Below are 18,730 nucleotides of genomic sequence, written 5' to 3'. Positions count from 1 at the left end.
GCGCCACCCGGACTGCGCCGGTGCGACCTGCCCGGACCGGCCCCGGGGTCAGCGGATCTCGCGGTTCTGCGCCACGATGTCCCGCACCACGGCCCGCAGGTCCCCGCCGTTCTCCTGGGCGATCCGGCGCTGGCGCAGGTAGCCGGCTTCACCGCTCATCATGGTCTCCACGTAGGCCAGCTCTTGGGCGCACCCGAGCTCCGCGGCGAGCGGCTCCAGGCGGTTCAGCACGTCGGTGAGGTCCTCGGTGAGCGGTGTCTGGTGGTTCTGCGCGTCCTTGATGACCACGGCGTCCAGGCCGTAGCGGGCGGCACGCCACTTGTTCTCCTGGTGGTGCCACGGGGGCATCACGGGGATGCTGCCGCCCTCGTCCAGCGTGCGGGAGAAGGACTCCACGAGGCACTGGGTCAGGGCCGTCAGCGCACCCACCTCACGCAGGTTGGAGGGACCGTCGCACACGCGCATCTCCACCGTGCCGAAGCGTGGGACGGGGCGGATGTCCCAGCGGTTCTCGGAGGTCTCCTCGATCACGTCCGTGGCGATCAGGTCCGCCACGTAGGCCTCGTACTCGTCCCACGAGTCGAAGTGGAAGGGCAGCCCGGCCGTGGAGAGCTGCTGGAACAGCTGCGCGCGCTGCGAGGCGTAGCCGGTGTCGTGGCCGCACCAGTACGGCGAGTTGGCGGACAGCGCCAGCAGGTGCGGGTAGTAGTTCATGAGCCCGTCCAGCACGGGCAGCGCCTTGTCCCGGTGGTCGACCCCCACGTGCACGTGCAGCCCGAAGATCACCATCTGACGGCCCCAGTACTGCGCGCGGTCCAGCACCTTGTAGTAGCGCTCCGCGTCCACCACCGGCTGGTCCGCCCAGTCCGAGAACGGGTGGGTTCCCGCCGCGAAGATCTCGAGCCCGCGCGGGTCCGTGACCTCCCGGATCCGGTCCTGGGTCTGCGAGAGGTGCTCGAGGGCCTCGGGGACGTTCTGGCACACGCCCGTGACCATCTCCACGGTGTTCTGCAGGAACTCGCCCGTGACCTGGGGGTGGTCCCCCTCCTCGCCGAGCTCCGGGTACTCGGACACCACGGCCTCGAGGACCTCCTGCGCCCGCTGCGCGAGCTCTCCGGAGTCCCGGTCCACCAGGGCGACCTCCCACTCGACACCCAGGGTGGAGTTGTCGGAGATCTCGAAGTCAATGTGCACGGCGTGGTCCTCTCATGGGTTCGCCGGGAGCGGCTGCTGCGTCCTGGAGCGTGGCCGCGGCTCGCGGTCCGAACGCAGGGGCTCTCAGTGTAGGGGGTTAACGGCCAGCACCACACGACGTTCCCCGCCGGGCTCGGCCACGCGTGTCATCACCAGGGTGGCGCGCTGCGTGCCGCGCGGCGCGAGCTGCTTCCGCAGCTGCTCAGGGGTCACGTCCGTGCCGCGCTTCTTCACGTCCAGGGTGCCCACGTCGTGCTCCCGCACCCACCGGCGCAGCACCTTGACCGTGTGCGGCAGCACCTCGCGCACCTCGTACGCGCGGGCCAGCGGGGTCTCCACCAGGGTCTCCGAGGAGAGGTATGCGATGTCCGGGTGCACCAGGTGCGCCTCGAGGCGCCGCGCGAGGTCGGTGACGAGCCCCGCGCGGATCACGGCGCCGTCGGGCTCGTAGAGGTAGCGGCCCACGGGGCCCAGCAGGGGGCCCTCGGGGGCCGGGGAGTCCCAGGAGCCGGAGGTCAGTTCCGCCGCCGACGACGCCGCGGAGCCGGGTTCCGCGCCCCCGCCCAGCACGAGCGCGGAGCGCACCACGTCCGGGCGGCGCACCGCCCCGAACCACAGGACGGCCTCCACCACGTCCCCGCGGTCGGAGATCCACTGGGCCTCCGCGCCCTCGGGCACGTGCTCGTGGGGGATCCCGGGTCCGATCTTCGCGCCCACGGCGAGTCCGGCCTCCGCGAGCGACGTGACGAAGGACAGCGGAGGGGAGAATGCCTCGGGGTCGAAGATCCTGCGGGTGCGGCCACCGCCCGTGACGCGGCGAGCCGGATCCAGCCACACCCCGTGGACGGGGCCGTTCTCCAGCGCGGAGAGATCCAGTTCCTGCGCGTCCGCGCACAGCACGCGGGCCCGGGGCCAGCCCGTGAGGTTCACGGTGGCCGCCGCGGCGGTGAGGGGATCCCGCTCGACCGCGGTGACCGTACGGTCCAGGGCCGCGAGCGCCAGCGAGTCTGCGCCGATGCCGCAGCCGAGGTCCACCACGTGCTCCGCGCCCGCCTGGGCGAAGCGCTGGGCGTGCAGGGCGGCCACGGACCACCGGGTGGCCTGCTCCACGCCGTCGCGCGTGAAGACCAGCTGCCGCGCGAAGTCCCCGAACTTCGTCCGGGCCTTCTCCCTCAGTCGGGACTGGGTGAGGGCCGCGGCCACGAGCTCGGGGTCGTGGCCCTGGTCGCGCAGGGACTTGTTCAGCGCGAGCGAGGCCGAGGCGTCGTACGGGGGGAGGGCGTCGAGCAGGTGGCGGCCCTCGGGAGTGAGGAGGCGGGCCAGGCCGCGGGCCTCGGCGTCGTCCGGAGCGGTGGGTGCAGTCACCCGACCATCACATCACGCCCCGGAGGCGGAGCGGGCGCCGCGGCCGTGACGCGCGGCAGGAGGGCTCCCGAGCGGCGTCGGCCGGGCCCGTTCAGCCCACAGGGGAGTGGCACGGGCGCGTCTTGACCGGGCGCGGCCCGCGTCCCTACAGTGCTATTAGCACTCTCCCCTGGAGGGTGCTAAAGGCCAGGCGCTCAATCGGCACCGCGACGACGGTTGGCACGCCAACTGGCCTGTGGCGCTCGCCGTCATGGGACCCCATGGCACGCGGCGGACGCACACCGTCTCACACGCCTAGAAGAAAGGGAGAGATCGTGTCGGTCTCCATCAAGCCCCTCGAGGATCGCATCGTGGTTCAGCCGCTGGCCGCTGAACAGACCACCGCCTCCGGTCTGGTCATCCCGGACACCGCCAAGGAGAAGCCCCAGGAGGGCACCGTCCTGGCCGTGGGCCCGGGCCGCGTGGACGACAAGGGCAACCGCATCCCCGTGGACGTCAACGAGGGTGACCTGGTCATCTTCTCCAAGTACGGCGGGACCGAGGTCAAGTACAACGGCGAGGAGTACCTGGTGCTCCCGGCGCGCGACGTGCTGGCCGTCATCGAGAAGTAGCTTCTCCACACCCTTTTCGTACGCGGTGCCCGCCCGCCCGGGAACGGGCCGCGGGCACCGCGTGCGTCGTCTCCGCAGTCTTCCCGGTTCCCTAAGGAGCAACTCACATGCCCAAGCAGTTGGTGTTCGACGACACCGCTCGCAAAGCGCTCGAGGCCGGCGTGAACCGCCTGGCCGACACCGTCAAGGTCACCCTCGGCCCCCGCGGCCGCAACGTGGTCCTGGACAAGAAGTGGGGCGCGCCCACCATCACCAACGACGGCGTGACCATCGCCCGTGAGGTGGAGCTCGAGGACCCGTACGAGAACCTCGGCGCCCAGCTGGCCAAGGAAGTGGCCACCAAGACCAACGACGTCGCCGGTGACGGCACCACCACCGCCACCGTGCTCGCGCAGGCCATCGTGAAGGAGGGCCTGCGCAACGTGGCCGCCGGTGCCGCCCCCAGCGACATCAAGCGCGGTGTCGAGGCCGCCGTGGCCACCGTGTCCCAGCGCCTGCTGGACAACGCCCGCCCCGTGGAGGGCAAGGACGTGGCCCACGTGGCCGCGATCTCCGCCCAGTCCGAGGAGATCGGCGAGCTGATCGCCCGGGCCTTCGAGACCGTGGGCACGGACGGCGTCATCACCATCGAGGACGGCTCCTCCACCGAGGTGGAGCTGGACGTCACCGAGGGCATGCAGTTCGACAAGGGCTACCTGTCCCCGTCCTTCATCACGGACCAGGAGCGCCAGGAGGCCGTCCTGGACGACACCTACGTGCTGCTGTTCCAGGGCAAGATCTCCGCCATCCAGGACCTCATGCCCGTGCTGGAGAAGGTGCTGCAGGCCAAGAAGCCGCTGACCATCATCGCCGAGGACGTCGAGGGCGAGGCCCTGTCCACCCTCGTGGTCAACAAGCTGCGCGGCACGCTGGACGTCGTGGCACTGAAGGCCCCCGGCTTCGGCGACCGCCGCAAGGCGATCATGCAGGACCTCGCGGTGCTCACGGACGCCACCGTGATCACCCCGGAGCTCGGCATCTCCCTGGAGGGCGTGGAGCTCTCCCAGCTGGGTCGCGCCCGCCGCATCACGGTGACCAAGAACCAGACCACCCTGGTGGACGGCGCGGGCTCCTCCGACGCCGTGGCCGAGCGCGTGGCGGAGATCCGCTCCGAGATCGCGCGCACGGACTCCGAGTGGGACCGCGAGAAGCTGCAGGAGCGCCTCGCGCGCCTCGCCGGCGGCATCTCCGTGATCAAGGTCGGCGCCGCCACCGAGGTGGAGCAGAAGGAGCGCAAGCACCGCATCGAGGACGCCGTGTCCTCCACGCGTGCCGCGCTCGAGGAGGGCATCGTGGCCGGCGGCGGCTCCGCCCTGGTCCACGCCTCGAAGTCCCTGGACGGCACGGACCTCGGCCTGGACGGCGACGCCGCCACGGCCGTGAACATCGTGCGCCGCGCCCTCACGCAGCCCCTGCGCTGGATCGCGGAGAACGCGGGCCAGGACGGCAACGTGGTGGCCTCCCGCGTGGCCGAGATGGAGCCCGGCAACGGGTACAACGCCCTGACCGGCGAGTACGAGAACCTGCTCTCGGCGGGCATCATCGACCCCGTGAAGGTCACCCGTTCCGCTCTGCAGAACGCGGCCTCCATCGCGGCCCTCGTGCTCACCACCGAGACCCTGGTGGCCGAGAAGAAGGACCAGGACGAGGACTGATCACCCCTCGTCGCTCCAGTGAGCGCCCCGCCCTCTGCGGCACGCGCCACGTGGTGAGCGGTTGATCGGCACGGCGGCCCCCTCCTGCGGGAGGGGGCCGCCGTCGTGCTGTGCGCAGGCCAGCACGCGGCCCACCGGGGGTCCGCGCGAGCGGAGCCGTGGTTGGACCTGCCTGCGCCCCCGGCCTAACCTGATGCGATGCACTTCTCCACGGTCCCGTCTCCCGAGTCCGCGAGGACCCCTCCCTGGGGTGCGGGGAGCGGCGGCGCCGGGGGATCGAGACCCTCCGACCGGGTGTCCCGGTACTCGGGGTTCCGTCCCGAGGTGCAGGGTCTGCGCGCGGTGGCCGTGCTGCTCGTGGTGGTCTACCACGTGTTCATGGGCCGGGTCTCCGGTGGTGTGGACATCTTCCTGTTCATCTCCGCCTTCTTCATGACCTCGTCCTTCGTGCGCAAGATCGAGGGCGGGCGTCCGCTCGCACTGGGGCGGTACTGGCTGCACACGTTCAAACGTCTGCTGCCCCTGGCCACGCTGGTGGTCCTGGGCACCTTCGTGCTGCTGTGGCTGTTCTACCCGGTGCAGGACGCAGCCGCTTTCCGCTCCCAAGGTGTGGCGTCGATCCTGTACGTGGAGAACTGGTCGCTGGCGTTCAACGCCGTGGACTACTACGCGGCGGACCACTCCAGCGCGTCCCCGTTCCAGCACTTCTGGTCGCTGTCGGTGCAGGGTCAGGTGTTCCTGGTCTGGCCGTTGATCTTCGCACTCGCGTGGCTGGTCAAGCGGCGCACGGGGCGCAGCAGCGTGCCCGTGCTCGCGGTGTGCTTCGGGGCGGTCTTCGCGGTCTCGCTGGCGTTCTCGGTGATCACCACGCACACCCAGCAGGCGTTCGCGTACTTCGACACCCGCGCCCGGCTGTGGGAGTTCGCGCTGGGGTCCCTGGTGGCTCTGGCCATTCCGTACCTGCGGCCGAACCGTGGGCTGCGGGTGCTTCTGGGATGGGCTGGTTTCGTGAGCATGGTGTCCGTGGGCATCCTCGTGGACGTGCAGGGCGCGTTCCCGGGGTGGATCGCACTGTGGCCCCTGCTCTCTGCCGCGGCGATCATCGTGGCCGGGCAGTCGGGTTCGCGGTGGGGATTCGACCGTTTCCTCTCGTGGGGTCCGGTGGTGCGGATGGGTGACTCGGCCTACGCCCTCTACCTGGTGCACTGGCCCCTGCTGATCACCTACCTGGTGGTCCGTGACCGCCCCGTGGCGGGGCCGCGCTCCGGCGTGGCGATCGTGGTGGTCTCGGTGCTCCTGGCGCTGCTGCTGACCCGTCTGGTGGAGACGCCCCTGAAGAACTGGGCGTGGCCGGAGGCGAAGAACTGGCGGCTGGGGCTGGTGATCGCGGTGTGCATGAGCCTGGTGCTGGCCGTGGCGGGTTCCTGGGCAGCCGTGGAGGAACGACGGGAGACGAAGCTCGAGGCGCAGGCGGAGCTCAACAACCCCGGCGCCCGGGTGCTGGAGCCCGGCTTCGAGTTCGAGGGGGACCCCGACGCTCCGGCGCTGCCCGCCTCGACGACGGACCAGTGGGTGGGGCTGCCCGAGCGCTGCAGCGGCGAGTTCACCTCCCAGAACTCGGTGGCGCAGGGCTTCTGCCGCCAGACCGAGCCGGTGGAGAATCCCACCAAGGTGGTCGCCGTGGTGGGCAACTCCCACATGGAGCAGTACATGGGTGCCGTGATCCCGGTGGCCGAGGAGGAGAACTGGCAGCTGGTCTCCGTGCTGCAGCCCGGGTGCGGACTGGGCGTGGAGGGCCAGACCCCGGAGTGCCGGAAGGGCAACGAGGCGGTCCTGGAATACCTCGACCAGCTGCAGCCCGATGCCGTTCTGACCACCTCCACGCGGGCCGAACTCATGGACGGGGCAGCCGAGCACACCGTGGCCGGACTGGAGCCGATCGTCCGGGACCTCACTGCGGACGGCACCACGGTGGTGGGGTTCCGGGACAACCCCCGTCTGGGCTACGACCCCACCCGGTGCGTCGCGGAGAAGGGACGCGAGGACCCGTCCTGCACCACGGAGAAGGACGAGGTGCTCGCCGCGGAGAACCCCGCGCGGTCCCTGGAGTCCATCCCGGGCTACACGGGCATCGACCCCACCCCCCTGATCTGCCCGCAGGACGTGTGCGCTCCCGTGATCGGCAACGTGAACGTGTGGCTGGACTTCCACCACCTCACGTGGGACTACGCGCGCAGCATGGCGCCCCTGCTGCGGGAGGACCTCGTGGCGGCCGTGGAGTCCGAGGGCTGAGGCGAGCTCGCGGGGCGCGGCAGCGGCGTCGTCGCACGCACCCGTGACGACGAGGGCTGTGGGGCGGGGGGAGCGCGCGGCCCGGCCCGTAGACTGGGGGCGACATTCTCGCGTGGAAGGGACTACCCGTGTCTGACAACGTGCCCACGGCACTCATGGACGATCCGTTCGGCTTCACCGGACTGACCTACGACGACGTCCTGTTGCTCCCCGGCAACACGGACGTGATCCCCTCGGAGGCCTCCACCAGCACGCGCCTCTCGCGCCGGATCACGCTGCAGGCGCCCGTGCTCTCCGCCGCCATGGACACCGTGACCGAGTCCGCCATGGCCATCTCCATGGCCCGTCAGGGCGGCATGGGTGTGATCCACCGCAACCTGTCCATCCAGGACCAGGCGGACCACGTGGACCGTGTGAAGCGCAGCGAGTCCGGGATGATCACCAACCCCGTGACGGTGTCCCCGGACGCCACGCTCGCCGAGCTGGACCGGCTGTGCGGCTACTTCAAGGTCTCCGGGCTGCCCGTGGTGGACGAGGACCAGCGGCTGCTGGGCATCATCACCAACCGCGACACCCGCTACCTGCCGGAGAGCGACTTCGACACCCGCCTGGTGCGCGACGTGATGACCCCCATGCCGCTCGTCACGGGCAAGGTGGGCATGGGCAAGGACGAGGCCCACGCGCTGCTCGCGAAGCACAAGATCGAGAAGCTGCCGCTGGTGGACGAGCAGGACCGGCTCACCGGGCTCATCACCGTCAAGGACTTCACCAAGGCGGAGCAGTACCCCCTGGCCACCAAGGACGACGAGGGGCGGCTGCGCGTGGGCGCCGCCGTGGGCTTCTTCGGCGACGGCTGGGAGCGCGCGATGACCCTGGTGGAAGCCGGGGTGGACGCGCTGTTCATCGACACCGCCAACGGCCACTCCCAGGGCGTGCTGGAGATGATCGCCCGGCTCAAGAAGGAGTCCGCGGCGGCGCACGTGGACGTGATCGGCGGCCAGGCGGCCACGCGCGCCGGTGCGCAGGCGATCGTGGACGCCGGCGCAGACGCCGTGAAGGTGGGCGTGGGTCCGGGCTCCATCTGCACCACCCGCATCATCGCGGGCGTGGGCGTCCCGCAGATCACCGCGATCAACGAGGCCGCCCAGGTCACGATTCCCGCCGGTGTGCCGCTCATCGCGGACGGTGGCCTGCAGTTCTCCGGCGACATCGGCAAGGCGCTCGTGGCCGGCGCGGACTCCGTGATGCTCGGCTCGCTGCTCGCGGGCTGCGACGAGTCCCCGGGGGAGCTCGTGTTCGTGCAGGGCAAGCAGTTCAAGGCCTACCGGGGCATGGGCTCGCTGGGCGCCATGCAGTCCCGCGGCAAGAACACCTCCTACTCCAAGGACCGCTACTTCCAGGCGGACGTCTCCGACGACGAAAAGCTGATCCCCGAGGGCATCGAGGGTCAGGTGCCCTACCGCGGGCCGCTGTCCTCCGTGCTGCACCAGCTGGACGGCGGGCTGCGTCAGACCATGTTCTACGTGGGCGCGCACAGCGTGGACGAGCTCAAGCACAAGGGTCGCTTCGTGCGGATCACCCCGGCCGGGCTCAAGGAGTCCCACCCGCACGACATCACCATGACGGTGGAAGCCCCCAACTACAAGCGCTGACCCGCACCGCACATCCCCCGTGCGCCCTGCGCGGTGAAAGGACCCCACGTGAGCTACGACATCGAAATCGGGCGATCCAAACGCGCCCGCCGCACGTTCAGCCTGGACGAGATCGCCCTGGTGCCCTCCCGGCGCACGCGCGATCCCCGGGACGTGAGCACGGCGTGGCAGATCGACGCCTACCAGTTCGACATCCCCGTGGTGGGCGCACCCATGGACTCGGTGATGTCCCCGGCCACCGCGATCGACCTGGGCCGCGCCGGTGGGCTGGGCGTGCTGGACCTCGAGGGCCTCTGGACGCGCTACGAGGACCCGCAGCCGGTCCTGGACGAGATCGCCGACCTCAGCTCGGAGAACCTTCCGCAGGCCACGCGCCGCATGCAGGAGCTCTACTCCGCGCCCGTCCAGCCCGGGCTGATCACCGCCCGGCTGGCGGAGATCCGCGAGGCCGGGGTGATCGTCTCCGGTTCGCTGTCCCCGCAGCGTGTGGTGGAGCACTACCGCACGGTGCTCGAGGCGGGCGTGGACCTCTTCGTGATCCGCGGCACCACAGTCTCCGCGGAGCACGTGTCCAAGACGCAGGATCCGCTGGACCTCAAGCAGTTCATCTACGACCTCGACGTCCCCGTGATCGTGGGCGGTGCCGCGGGCTACACCCCGGCACTGCACCTCATGCGCACGGGCGCGGCCGGCGTGCTCGTGGGCTTCGGCGGGGGAGCGTCCCTGCGCACCGAGTCCATCCTGGGCATCCACGCCGCCATGGCCTCGGCCATCTCGGACGTCGCCGCGGCCCGCCGCGACTACCTCGACGAGTCCGGCGGGCGCTACGTCCACGTGATCGCCGACGGCGGTCTGGGCACCTCGGGCGACATCGTCAAGGCCATTGCCATGGGCGCCGACGCCGTGATGCTCGGCACGCTGCTGGCCCGTGCGGAGGAGGCCCCCGGGCAGGGCTGGCTGTGGGGCGCGGAGGCGCACAACCCGCACTCGCCCCGCGGCGTGCGCACCCACGTGGGCACGGTGGGTCCCCTGGACGAGCTGCTCAACGGGCCCTCGCGCCACGTGGACGGCTCCTCCAACGTGATGGGCGCGCTGCGCCGGGCCATGGCCACCACCGGATACTCGGACCTCAAGGAGTTCCAGCGGGCCGAGGTGGTCATCCGCAGCTGAGCGGACGCCGGGGGTTTGGAGAACGCCCAGGGCGGGCCAGTAGTGTTGGGTCGTGCTCAAAACCGCGCTGCGCCCCCGTTCACTGGCCTTCCTGGCCGTGGCGCTGCTCGTGGCGTCCCTGTTCGTGGGGCTGAGCGCGTGGCAGCTGAACGCGTCCCGCAGTGCGACCACGGTGGCGGACCCTGCCAAGGACCGTGTCTCCGCGCTCGAGACCGTCACCACCCCCGGCGAGCCGACCTCGGCCCAGCAGGCGGACCACGTGGTCTCCGTGACGGGGCGCTACGCCCCCGACTCCACGGTCCTGGTGCCCGGACGTCTGCACGACGGCAACTCGGGGTACTGGGTGGTCTCGCAGCTGGTGATCCCCGGTTCGCAGGACCGCTGGGACGCCGCGGACGAGGACCTCTCCATCGCCGTGGCCCGCGGGTGGGTGGCCTCCCCGGACGAGGTGCCCGCCGCGCCGTCGGGCGAGGTCCGGGTGATCGGCAGGCTCATGCCCACGGAGTCGCCCCTGCCGAGCGAGGCCCTGCCCGCCGACCAGGTGAGCACCGTGGCCTCGGCGCAGCTGAGCAACCTGTGGGACGCTCCGGTGTACGCCGGGTACGTGGCCTCGTTCTCGGAGAACCCGGCCGCGCAGCCCGCGCCCGTGACGCCGGAAGGGACCCTGGCGGCGTCGGCGGCTCCCATGGGGGAGGGGCTCGCAGAGCTGCAGATCGACCAGCAGCCCACGGACACGTCCGTCCACGCGCTGAACCTCTTCTACGCCGTGGAGTGGGTGGTGTTCGCGGGCTTCGCGGTTTTCCTGTGGTGGCGTTTCGTGCGGGACGACTACCTGCGCCGTCAGAACCCCGAGCAGTACTTCTACTTCGACGGCGACTACTTCTGGGACGAGTCCGAGCAGTCCTACTACTACTGGGACGCCCAGGACCAGCGCTACTACTACTTCGACGACCAGCCCGCGGTGGCCGGGGCGGACCGCTCCGCCGGGCCCCGCGCCACCCCGCGATCCGACAACGGAGCCTCTGATGACTGACCCCACGCCGCACTCCGATCCGCAGCCCCGCCCGGTCCGCCGCACCGACGGCGTGCGGGTGAGCGCCCCCGAGGACGCGAGCCCCGAGCGGGCCACCGTGCCGGACAGCGTGCGTGCCAAGGCCGCGGCGCTCAAGCCCCGGCGCCGCTTCGGCGGCACCGAGGCGCAGATCCGCGGCGCGCTGACGATCTACAAGGTGTTCGCGTGGATCTCCGGCACCTTCCTGCTGCTGCTCGTGGTCGAGATGATCACCCGCTACGGATTTGGCTACGATTTGATTGCCGGCGGCACCGACAAGGTGACGGGCGAGACCGTCGCGCTGGGGTGGCAGAACCTGGAGCTGGAGAACCTGGCCGGCGGCGTGAACATCTCCACGTGGATCCTGATCGTCCACGGCTGGTTCTACGTGTTCTACCTCCTCTCGTGCCTGCGCGTGTGGTCCCTCATGCGGTGGCCCTTCGCCCAGCTCGTCGTCATGGCCCTGGGCGGCGTGGTGCCGTTCCTCTCCTTCATCGTGGAGCGCAAGATCCACCGCTCCACCGAGGCAGAGCTCGCGGCCAACCCCAAGGCGGCCAAGCGCTACTGAGCCCCGCCGGGGGAGGCCCGTGCGTGTTCTAGACTTGAGGGCGTGACTGAAACCCCTGACACCCTGAGCGAACTGGAGCAGCGCCCGGTCCTCGTGGTCGATTACGGTGCGCAGTACGCGCAGCTGATCGCCCGCCGGGTCCGCGAGGCGAACGTGTACTCCGAGATCGTCCCGCACACCTGGTCCACCGAGCAGATCCTCGCGCGCAACCCTGCCGCGCTGATCCTCTCCGGCGGTCCCGCCTCCGTGTACGCGCCCGGTGCGCCGCAGCGCGACGCCGAGCTGTTCGAGGCCGGGGTGCCCGTGCTGGGCATCTGCTACGGGTTCCAGGTCATGGCCAACGCCCTGGGCGGCACCGTGGAGCGCACCGGTGTGCGCGAGTACGGCGCCACCACCGCCACGTGCCCGGACACCGCCGTGGGCACCCTGCTGGACGGCACCCCGGACGTGCAGACCGTGTGGATGAGCCACGGAGACTCCGTCACGGCCGCCCCCGAGGGGTTCACCACGCTGGCCACCACCGAGGGTGCCCCCGTGGCCGCCTTCGAGAACCGCGAGCGCCGCCTCTACGGCGTGCAGTGGCACCCCGAGGTCAAGCACTCCGCGTTCGGCCAGAAGGTGCTGGAGAACTTCCTCTTCAACGGCGCGCAGCTGACCCCCACGTGGTCCACCGGCAACATCATCGAGGAGCAGGTGGCCGCGATCCGTGCCCAGGTGGGCGACGGCAAGGCGCTGTGCGGGCTCTCCGGCGGCGTCGACTCCGCGGTGGCCGCGGCCCTCGTGCAGCGCGCCATCGGCGATCGCCTCACGTGCGTCCTGGTCGACCACGGGCTGATGCGTCAGGACGAGGTCGAGCAGGTGGAGAAGGACTACGTGGCCGCCACGGGCGTCAAGCTCCACATCGCCCGCGAGCAGGACCGTTTCCTGGACGCGCTCAAGGGCGTCACGGACCCCGAGACCAAGCGCAAGGCCATCGGCCGGGAGTTCATCCGCGCGTTCGAGGCCGCCGAGGAGAAGGTGCTGCGCGAGGAGGCCCAGGACGGCCAGCCCGTGCGGTTCCTGGTCCAGGGCACCCTCTACCCGGACGTCGTCGAGTCCGGCGGTGGCGAGGGCGCGGCCAACATCAAGAGCCACCACAACGTGGGCGGACTCCCCGAGGACCTGCAGTTCGAGCTCGTGGAGCCGCTGCGGGCCCTGTTCAAGGACGAGGTGCGCGCGGTGGGCCGCGAGCTCGGGCTTCCCGAGAACATCGTGGGCCGCCAGCCCTTCCCGGGTCCGGGCCTGGGCATCCGCATCATCGGCGAGGTCACGCAGGAGCGCCTGGACGTGCTGCGCCGCGCTGACGCGATCGCCCGTGAAGAGCTCACCCGGGCGGGCCTGGACGACGAGGTCTGGCAGATGCCCGTGGTCCTGCTCGCGGACGTCCGCTCGGTGGGCGTGCAGGGTGATGGCCGCACGTACGGCCACCCGATCGTGCTGCGCCCGGTCAGCTCCGAGGACGCCATGACCGCCGACTGGTCCCGGCTACCCTCCGAGCTGCTGGCCCGAGTGTCCAACCGCATCACCAACGAGGTCGAGGAGATCAACCGCGTGGTCCTGGACGTGACGTCCAAGCCGCCGGGAACCATCGAGTGGGAGTGATCCCCGCCCTCTGAGAGCCATCGTCAGTCCCGGTGCGCCGGTCGGCCCCACGTCCCCCGTGGCGCGCGGACCGGCGCACTCGTGAGTAGGAGCACCATGCCGACACCCCAGGACAGCCCGCGACCCACCCCCCAGGACACGGACGCCACGCCGGGGCCCCAGGAGCACCCCCGCGTGTCCCTGCGCGCGTGGACCCAGCAGATGGACGCGTACACGGGGCCGGACACTCTCCTGGACTTCAACCAGGTGGACAACGTGTGCATCGACCTCACGGAGGCCAACTCCTCGGGGCAGGCGCAGCTGCTGATGCAGCGGCCCACGCGGCTGTCCACGATGATCCACCAGAACACCCCCGCGTACGACCGCGCGGTGCGCTCCGCCCGTGCGCTGCGCACCAAGATCCACGAGCTGTCCGTGGGTCACGGGCTGGACGCAGCATACCTCGCGGCGGGCACCGCCTCCTGGCTCGCGGACCCCGTGGCGGACGGGCTGCGGCGCTTCATCGCCCCGGTCCTGCTGGCGCCGGTGACCGTGAAGCTGCGCCCGGACCACAAGGACTTCGAGCTGCACATCGTGGGACCGGCGCACCTGAACCCCGCGCTGGTGCGCAGGCTCCGGGAGGACCACGGTGTGGAGCTGGCCACCGCGGAGATGTCCCGGCTGGCGTACGGCACGCGCAAGCTGGACCCCGCCCCTGTGCTCGAGACCCTGCGGCAACTCGCTGTGGAGGTCCCCGGGATGCACGTGGAGCACCAGCTGGTGGTCTCCACGTTCGCGGACCTGCACGAGCGTCCGGCGGACGAGCACGTGGTGGCCCGCACCCGCCTGGTGCAGGACCTGGCGCGCCTGAAGAACTCCGAGGTGGGCAAGCTGCCCGTGGTGCACGCCCTCACCAACGACGCCCCCGCCCTGGACCAGCGGGATCCCGCGGACGAGCTGCTGCTCACGGACCTGGACGCGAACCAGCAGGAGGTTGTGGACCTCGCGGAGCAGGGCAAGAGCTTCGTGGTGGGCACCCCGGTGGGAACCGCCGCGGTGGACACCGTGGTCTCCACCGTGGGCGCCCTGGTGCACCGCGGGCGCAGTGTGCTGGTGCTGGGCGAGTCCCGCACCACGCTGGCCGCCTTCAACCGCGCCTGGAACCGCACGGGACTGGACTCGCTCGTGCTCCCGCTGGGCTCCCACCTGAGCCCGGACGACGTCGCCGAGCGGCTCGTGCGCGCGGTGGCCCGCAACGAGCGCACCCAGGAACCGCACACCGAGCCGATCCGGGAGGCGCTGCAGCGCACCCGGGAGCAGCTGCGCGTGCACGAGGAGTCGCTGCACACCCGCCGGCCGCGCTGGCAGGCGTCCCCCTACGAGGCCATGCAGGCCCTCGCGGAGCTGACCGCTCGGGATCCCGGGCCCCAGACCACGGTGCGCTTCCGGCGCTCCGTGCTCGACGCCGTGTCCCACCGCGGCGAGGTGCGGCGCCAGCTGCAGCGCGCCGCCGCCCTGGGGGCCTTCGACCCGGCCACGCTCGCGGGCCCGTGGCACGGTGCCCGCCTGGTCAACGACGACGAGGCCCGCCAGGCCCACGACCTCGCGAAGTCCCTCCTGCTGGAGCTGACCACGCTGTCCACCGCCATGCGCCACGTCCTGGGCGTGTCCGGGCTGCGGGTGGGCTCCACGATCGCGGAGTGGGAGCAGCAGCTCGAGCTGGTGATCGACGTGGGCAACTCGCTGCGCCACCTCACCCCGGACATCTACGACCGCCCCGTCACGGACCTGATTGCCGCCACGGCCTCCGCGTCCTGGCGCCGCGACCACGAGATCGAGCTCAGCGGACTGCAGCGCTCCCGGCTGCGCAAGGCGGCCAAGGAGTACATCCGCCCGGGCGTGCACCTGTCCGACCTGCACGCCGCGCTGGTGAAGGTGCAGTCCGAGCGGGACCGCTGGCGGCAGTGGGCCACCACCCTGGAGCAGCCGGCCGTGTCCGACCGCGCGGAGGAGACCCTGCGCACCCACCGCCGCTTCCGGGAGGACCTCGAGGGCCTGGCCATCGCCCTGGAGGGCTCGGTCACCGCGGCCCGGCTGGAGACCGCCACCGTGGACGAGCTCCAGGTGATCCTGGACGAACTGATCAACGACGAGGCCCACCTGAGCACCCTTCCCGAGCGGACCGTGCTGCTCGAGGACCTGCGGGCCCGTGGTCTGGGGGAGTTCCTCGCGGACCTCGAGTCCCGGGGCGTGCCCGCCGAGCAGGTGGACGACGAGCTCGAGCTGGCGTGGTGGCAGTCCGTCCTCGAAGCCATGATCAGCGGAGACGACTTCGTGGCCATGCCGGACGGTTCCCAGCTGCGCAGGACGGAGTCCGCCTTCCGGCGTGCCGACTCCGCGCACATCGCCGCGGCCCCGGCTCGGCTGGAGCACGAGCTGGCCACACGGTGGGCCCGTGATGCCAAGCGGTTCCCGCGGGAGGCACGCACCCTGCGCGACATGCTGCGCAGCGGACGGGCCCGCACCGAGGAGCTGGACCGGGTCCAGCGCCTCACGCCCTCCCTGGTGCCCGTGTGGACGGCCAGTCCGCTCGTGCTCACGGCGACCCTCGGTGACGAGCAGGCCGTGGACGCCGTCGTGATCCTGGACGCCGAGTCCACGCCGCTGGCGGCAACGCTCCCGGCGGTGGTCAAGGCGGAGCAGGTGATCGCCTTCGGCGACCCCCACGCGGGAGGTCCGCAGCCGTTCACGGTGGCTCCCCGCGTGAGCGCGCGGGACACCCCGCAGCCCGTGACCGAGGTGGACTCCGCGTTCGAGACGCTGTCCCGCGTGGTGGACTCCCGCTCACTGACCTCGGTGCGCCGTCCCATGGACCCCCGCCTGTTCTCCTACCTCAACGAGGCCTTCTACGACGGCGCGCTGACCCGGGTGCCCTACGCCTCGGAGCTCATGGGCGCCACCACGGGTCTCTCCGCGGAGTACGTGGTGGACGGTGTGGGTGTGCTCACGGCCGGGAGCGAGGGCGTCCAGGCCCCGGCGGCAGAGGTCCAGCGCACCGTGGACCTGGTCTTCGCCCACGCGGCGCGCCACCCGGAGCGCTCGCTGGCCGTGGTGACCGCGAGCGCGATGCACGCCGCCCGCGTGGCGCAGGCGGTGCAGCGCAGGCTGCGCGAGTCCGGGGAGTCCGCGGAGTTCTTCGCGCCGGGCCACGAGTCCTTCCGGGTGGTGGAGCTGCACCGGGCGGCCGGCATCGAACGGGACACCGTGATCTTCTCGCTGGGCTTCGGACGGACCACCTCCGGGCGCAGCACCCCCCAGCTGGGATCGCTCTCCGAGCGGGACGGCCGCCAGGCGTTCGTGCGGGGGATGACCCGCTCGCGTCGCCACACCCACATCGTGACGTCCATCCACCCCAAGGACACCGAGCTGCGGCGGCTGCAGCACGGTGCCAAGGACATGTACCACATGCTCGAGGTGCTGTTCGGGGAGGAGACCACGTCCGAGCGCGCCCCGGCACCCGTGGACGACCCCGGGGCCGCGACCGATGCGCTCGTGGCAGACCTCGCGCGGCGGCTGCGTGCCGCCGGAGCCACCGTGCACACCGGCTACGCGCACGCCGTGGACATGGCGGCGCACGCGGATGCCGAGTCGCTCTCCGCCGGCGCGGTCCTGCACCGCGGGGACGACGACGCTCCCGTCCGGATTCCCGTGGCCCTGCAGTCGGACGGCTCCGACCGCAGCCGTGCCCTGAGCGTGCGCGAACGTTCCCGGCTGATCCCGCAGCACCTGGAGCGCGCGGGGTGGAACTACGTGAGCCTGTGGTCCGTGGAGGTCTTCACCGATCCGCAGACGGTGGCCGGACTCGTGCAGCGCTACCTGGGACTCCCGGGTGGTGAGGCCGGGTCAGCTGCCGCCCAGGCGCCGGGCGCTGGGCAGGGGAGCGCGGACCGTGTCGGCTGAGACCTCGGGTGGCCGGCGGCGCGGGTCGCACCGGCGCGTGACCGGAGGGACCGCCCCCGACCAGGAGCGAGCCCTGGGCAGCTCCGTGTGGGGCGAGGCCACGCCGTCGCTCGGCTCGGACGCCCCGGACCCCCGGGAGGCCGGGACCTCGGACGGGCACGAGCAGTGGCTGCGCGAGCAGCGGCCCCCGCACTGGGGCTGACCGTCCGGGCCGGCCGCGCCACGGGTTCCGTCCCGCCGCACTGCGTGGGGCGCTCCCGGTCCGAGCGGGGCGCTGTCACCGTCCAGCGGGTCACGGTGCCACAAGGACGAGTGACACCCGGCCGGAACCCTCGAGCGCGGCAAGACTCGCTGCCGTCTCCCGTGGAGCGGCCAGCACCACCAGGCCGGAGTCCGTGTCCGTCCCGGCCGGGGCGAGCAGGGATGTGTCGCCTCCGGACGTGGACGCCGCGGCCCACAGCACCGTGACCGAGCGGGCGACCGGGCGGCCGCGCGCGGCCGAGGCGTCGTCCGCATGGTGCACGACGTCCACGGCGTCCCCGGGACGGATGTGACGCAGCACCGCGGGATCGCTCACCCGCACGGTGGCGGCGGTCGTCCCCGGGGGCTGGCCGGTCAGTACCCCGGGCCCCAGCACGCTGGTGGAGGTCACCGGCTGACCGGGTGAGAGCGCCACGGTGGTGGTCTGCCCGCCCGCCTCGGGAATGTCGGTGAAGGCCGCTGCCGGCGCGATGTCCACGGGGAATTCGGACACGGTGAGGTCTTCGGCGGTCAGGGCGGTGCCCGCGGGAACGTCGTGGGCGGCCGTCACCACGGGGGTGGTCCGGTCACCGGGCGGGGCGAGCCGGAGGAACACAATCGTGAGGGCCAGCGCGCAGAGCGCGGCGGCCACGAGCCGGTGGCGCCGGCGCACCGCGGTGCGCAGCCTCAGACCCAGGGGATAGTGCGGACGGGGCGGTGAGCTCATACCGGGACGCTAGGGCGGCACGGAGCATCTCCGGGCCTGCGCTCCACGAGCGGTGCACTGCGCCACGCTCTGCCGCACCCGGTCCGGGACTGTGCAGGGCGCTCGCCGCGGGCGGAGCGTGGGATCAGCGGGCGGGGAGCGTCACCGGGAGCTCGCGGAACCGCCCGACGTCGTGGTCGCGGAGCCCGATCCAGTGGTGGGCGCGGCCGAAGGGGTCGAGGCGCTGCTTCCCGAGGAACCGGAGCCGCTGCCGGTGGCCGCGGTGTCCCCGGAGGTTCCAGAACCACCGGAGGCCCCCGACCCGCCGGCGGATCCCGAGCCGGAGGCCGTGTCGGCATCTCCGGAGGCCCCGGCGCGGGAATCGGTGCGGTAGAAGCCGGAGCCCTTGAACACCACGCCCACGGAGTTGAACTTCTTGCGCAGCACGCCCCCGCACTCGGGGCACACGGTCAGGGCGTCGTCGGAGAAGGACTGGCGGATGTCGAAAGCATGGCCGCAGTCTTTGCAGGCGTAGGCGTAAACGGGCACGGATGATTCCTTCGAGAGCGGGAGGGACGGTGGTTCACCGACGTCACATCCTACTCGC

Annotated in this window: 14 protein-coding genes; 10 read left to right on the top strand and 4 right to left on the bottom strand. The window is 71.7% G+C overall.

The window, feature by feature from the left end:
* Positions 1–48: 48 nt before the first annotated feature.
* Positions 49–1,194 (bottom strand): glutamate--cysteine ligase, encoded by a 1,146-nt coding sequence (locus P8S73_RS04225; protein ID WP_039102075.1) that lies wholly within the window; start codon positions 1,192–1,194, stop codon positions 49–51.
* Between the two features lie 84 nt (positions 1,195–1,278).
* Positions 1,279–2,559, bottom strand: coding sequence for a class I SAM-dependent methyltransferase (locus tag P8S73_RS04220; protein WP_039102074.1), 1,281 nt, complete (start codon positions 2,557–2,559; stop codon positions 1,279–1,281).
* Positions 2,560–2,873: 314 nt separating this feature from the next.
* On the opposite strand from P8S73_RS04220, the gene groES reads away from it, so the two are divergent.
* The 10 genes from groES to P8S73_RS04170 all read left to right on the top strand — a co-directional run bounded on the left by groES (position 2,874) and on the right by P8S73_RS04170 (position 17,379).
* The gene (groES, locus tag P8S73_RS04215) at positions 2,874–3,170 is read left to right on the top strand and encodes a co-chaperone GroES (RefSeq protein ID WP_012397747.1); all 297 of its coding nucleotides are present in this window, start codon (positions 2,874–2,876) and stop codon (positions 3,168–3,170) included.
* A 107-nt stretch (positions 3,171–3,277) separates the two neighbouring features.
* Positions 3,278–4,864 (top strand): chaperonin GroEL, encoded by a 1,587-nt coding sequence (gene groL / locus P8S73_RS04210; protein WP_039102073.1) that lies wholly within the window; start codon positions 3,278–3,280, stop codon positions 4,862–4,864.
* A gap of 198 nt (positions 4,865–5,062) precedes the next feature.
* Positions 5,063–7,156, top strand: coding sequence for an acyltransferase family protein (locus tag P8S73_RS04205; RefSeq protein WP_396350528.1), 2,094 nt, complete (start codon positions 5,063–5,065; stop codon positions 7,154–7,156).
* Positions 7,157–7,311: 155 nt separating this feature from the next.
* Positions 7,312–8,808 carry an IMP dehydrogenase gene (gene guaB / locus P8S73_RS04200; protein WP_257744181.1) on the top strand — a complete coding sequence of 499 codons (1,497 nt, stop codon included), beginning with the start codon at positions 7,312–7,314 and terminating at the stop codon, positions 8,806–8,808.
* A gap of 48 nt (positions 8,809–8,856) precedes the next feature.
* Positions 8,857–9,978 (top strand): GuaB3 family IMP dehydrogenase-related protein, encoded by a 1,122-nt coding sequence (locus tag P8S73_RS04195; RefSeq protein WP_039102071.1) that lies wholly within the window; start codon positions 8,857–8,859, stop codon positions 9,976–9,978.
* A 52-nt stretch (positions 9,979–10,030) separates the two neighbouring features.
* On the top strand, positions 10,031–11,011 hold the full coding sequence (locus tag P8S73_RS04190) for an SURF1 family protein (protein ID WP_124109782.1): 981 nt from the start codon (positions 10,031–10,033) through the stop codon (positions 11,009–11,011).
* Positions 11,004–11,597, top strand: a complete 594-nt coding sequence (locus P8S73_RS04185) for a DUF3817 domain-containing protein (RefSeq protein WP_124109781.1) — start codon at positions 11,004–11,006, stop codon at positions 11,595–11,597. The genes P8S73_RS04190 and P8S73_RS04185 overlap by 8 nt, the downstream gene beginning before the upstream one ends.
* Positions 11,598–11,639: 42 nt before the next feature.
* A complete protein-coding gene (gene guaA, locus P8S73_RS04180; RefSeq protein WP_039102069.1) occupies positions 11,640–13,238 on the top strand; it encodes a glutamine-hydrolyzing GMP synthase in 1,599 nt (532 codons plus the stop codon).
* A gap of 96 nt (positions 13,239–13,334) precedes the next feature.
* Positions 13,335–17,177 (top strand): ATP-binding protein, encoded by a 3,843-nt coding sequence (locus P8S73_RS04175; RefSeq protein ID WP_135009749.1) that lies wholly within the window; start codon positions 13,335–13,337, stop codon positions 17,175–17,177.
* 37 nt (positions 17,178–17,214) lie between these two features.
* Positions 17,215–17,379 (top strand): hypothetical protein, encoded by a 165-nt coding sequence (locus P8S73_RS04170; RefSeq protein ID WP_235005026.1) that lies wholly within the window; start codon positions 17,215–17,217, stop codon positions 17,377–17,379.
* A 90-nt stretch (positions 17,380–17,469) separates the two neighbouring features.
* Here P8S73_RS04170 and cpaB read toward each other — a convergent pair whose 3' ends face one another.
* A complete protein-coding gene (cpaB, locus tag P8S73_RS04165; protein WP_135009751.1) occupies positions 17,470–18,144 on the bottom strand; it encodes a Flp pilus assembly protein CpaB in 675 nt (224 codons plus the stop codon).
* A 141-nt stretch (positions 18,145–18,285) separates the two neighbouring features.
* Complete coding sequence (locus tag P8S73_RS04160; RefSeq protein WP_135009753.1) at positions 18,286–18,672, bottom strand: FmdB family zinc ribbon protein; 387 nt, start codon at positions 18,670–18,672, stop codon at positions 18,286–18,288.
* Between the last annotated feature and the right edge of the window lie 58 nt (positions 18,673–18,730).

Source organism: Kocuria sp. ChxB (assembly GCF_044359605.1).
In the GTDB taxonomy this organism is placed as follows: Bacteria; Actinomycetota; Actinomycetes; order Actinomycetales; family Micrococcaceae; genus Kocuria; species Kocuria rhizophila.
This window is presented reverse-complemented; position numbering and strand designations above follow the sequence as displayed.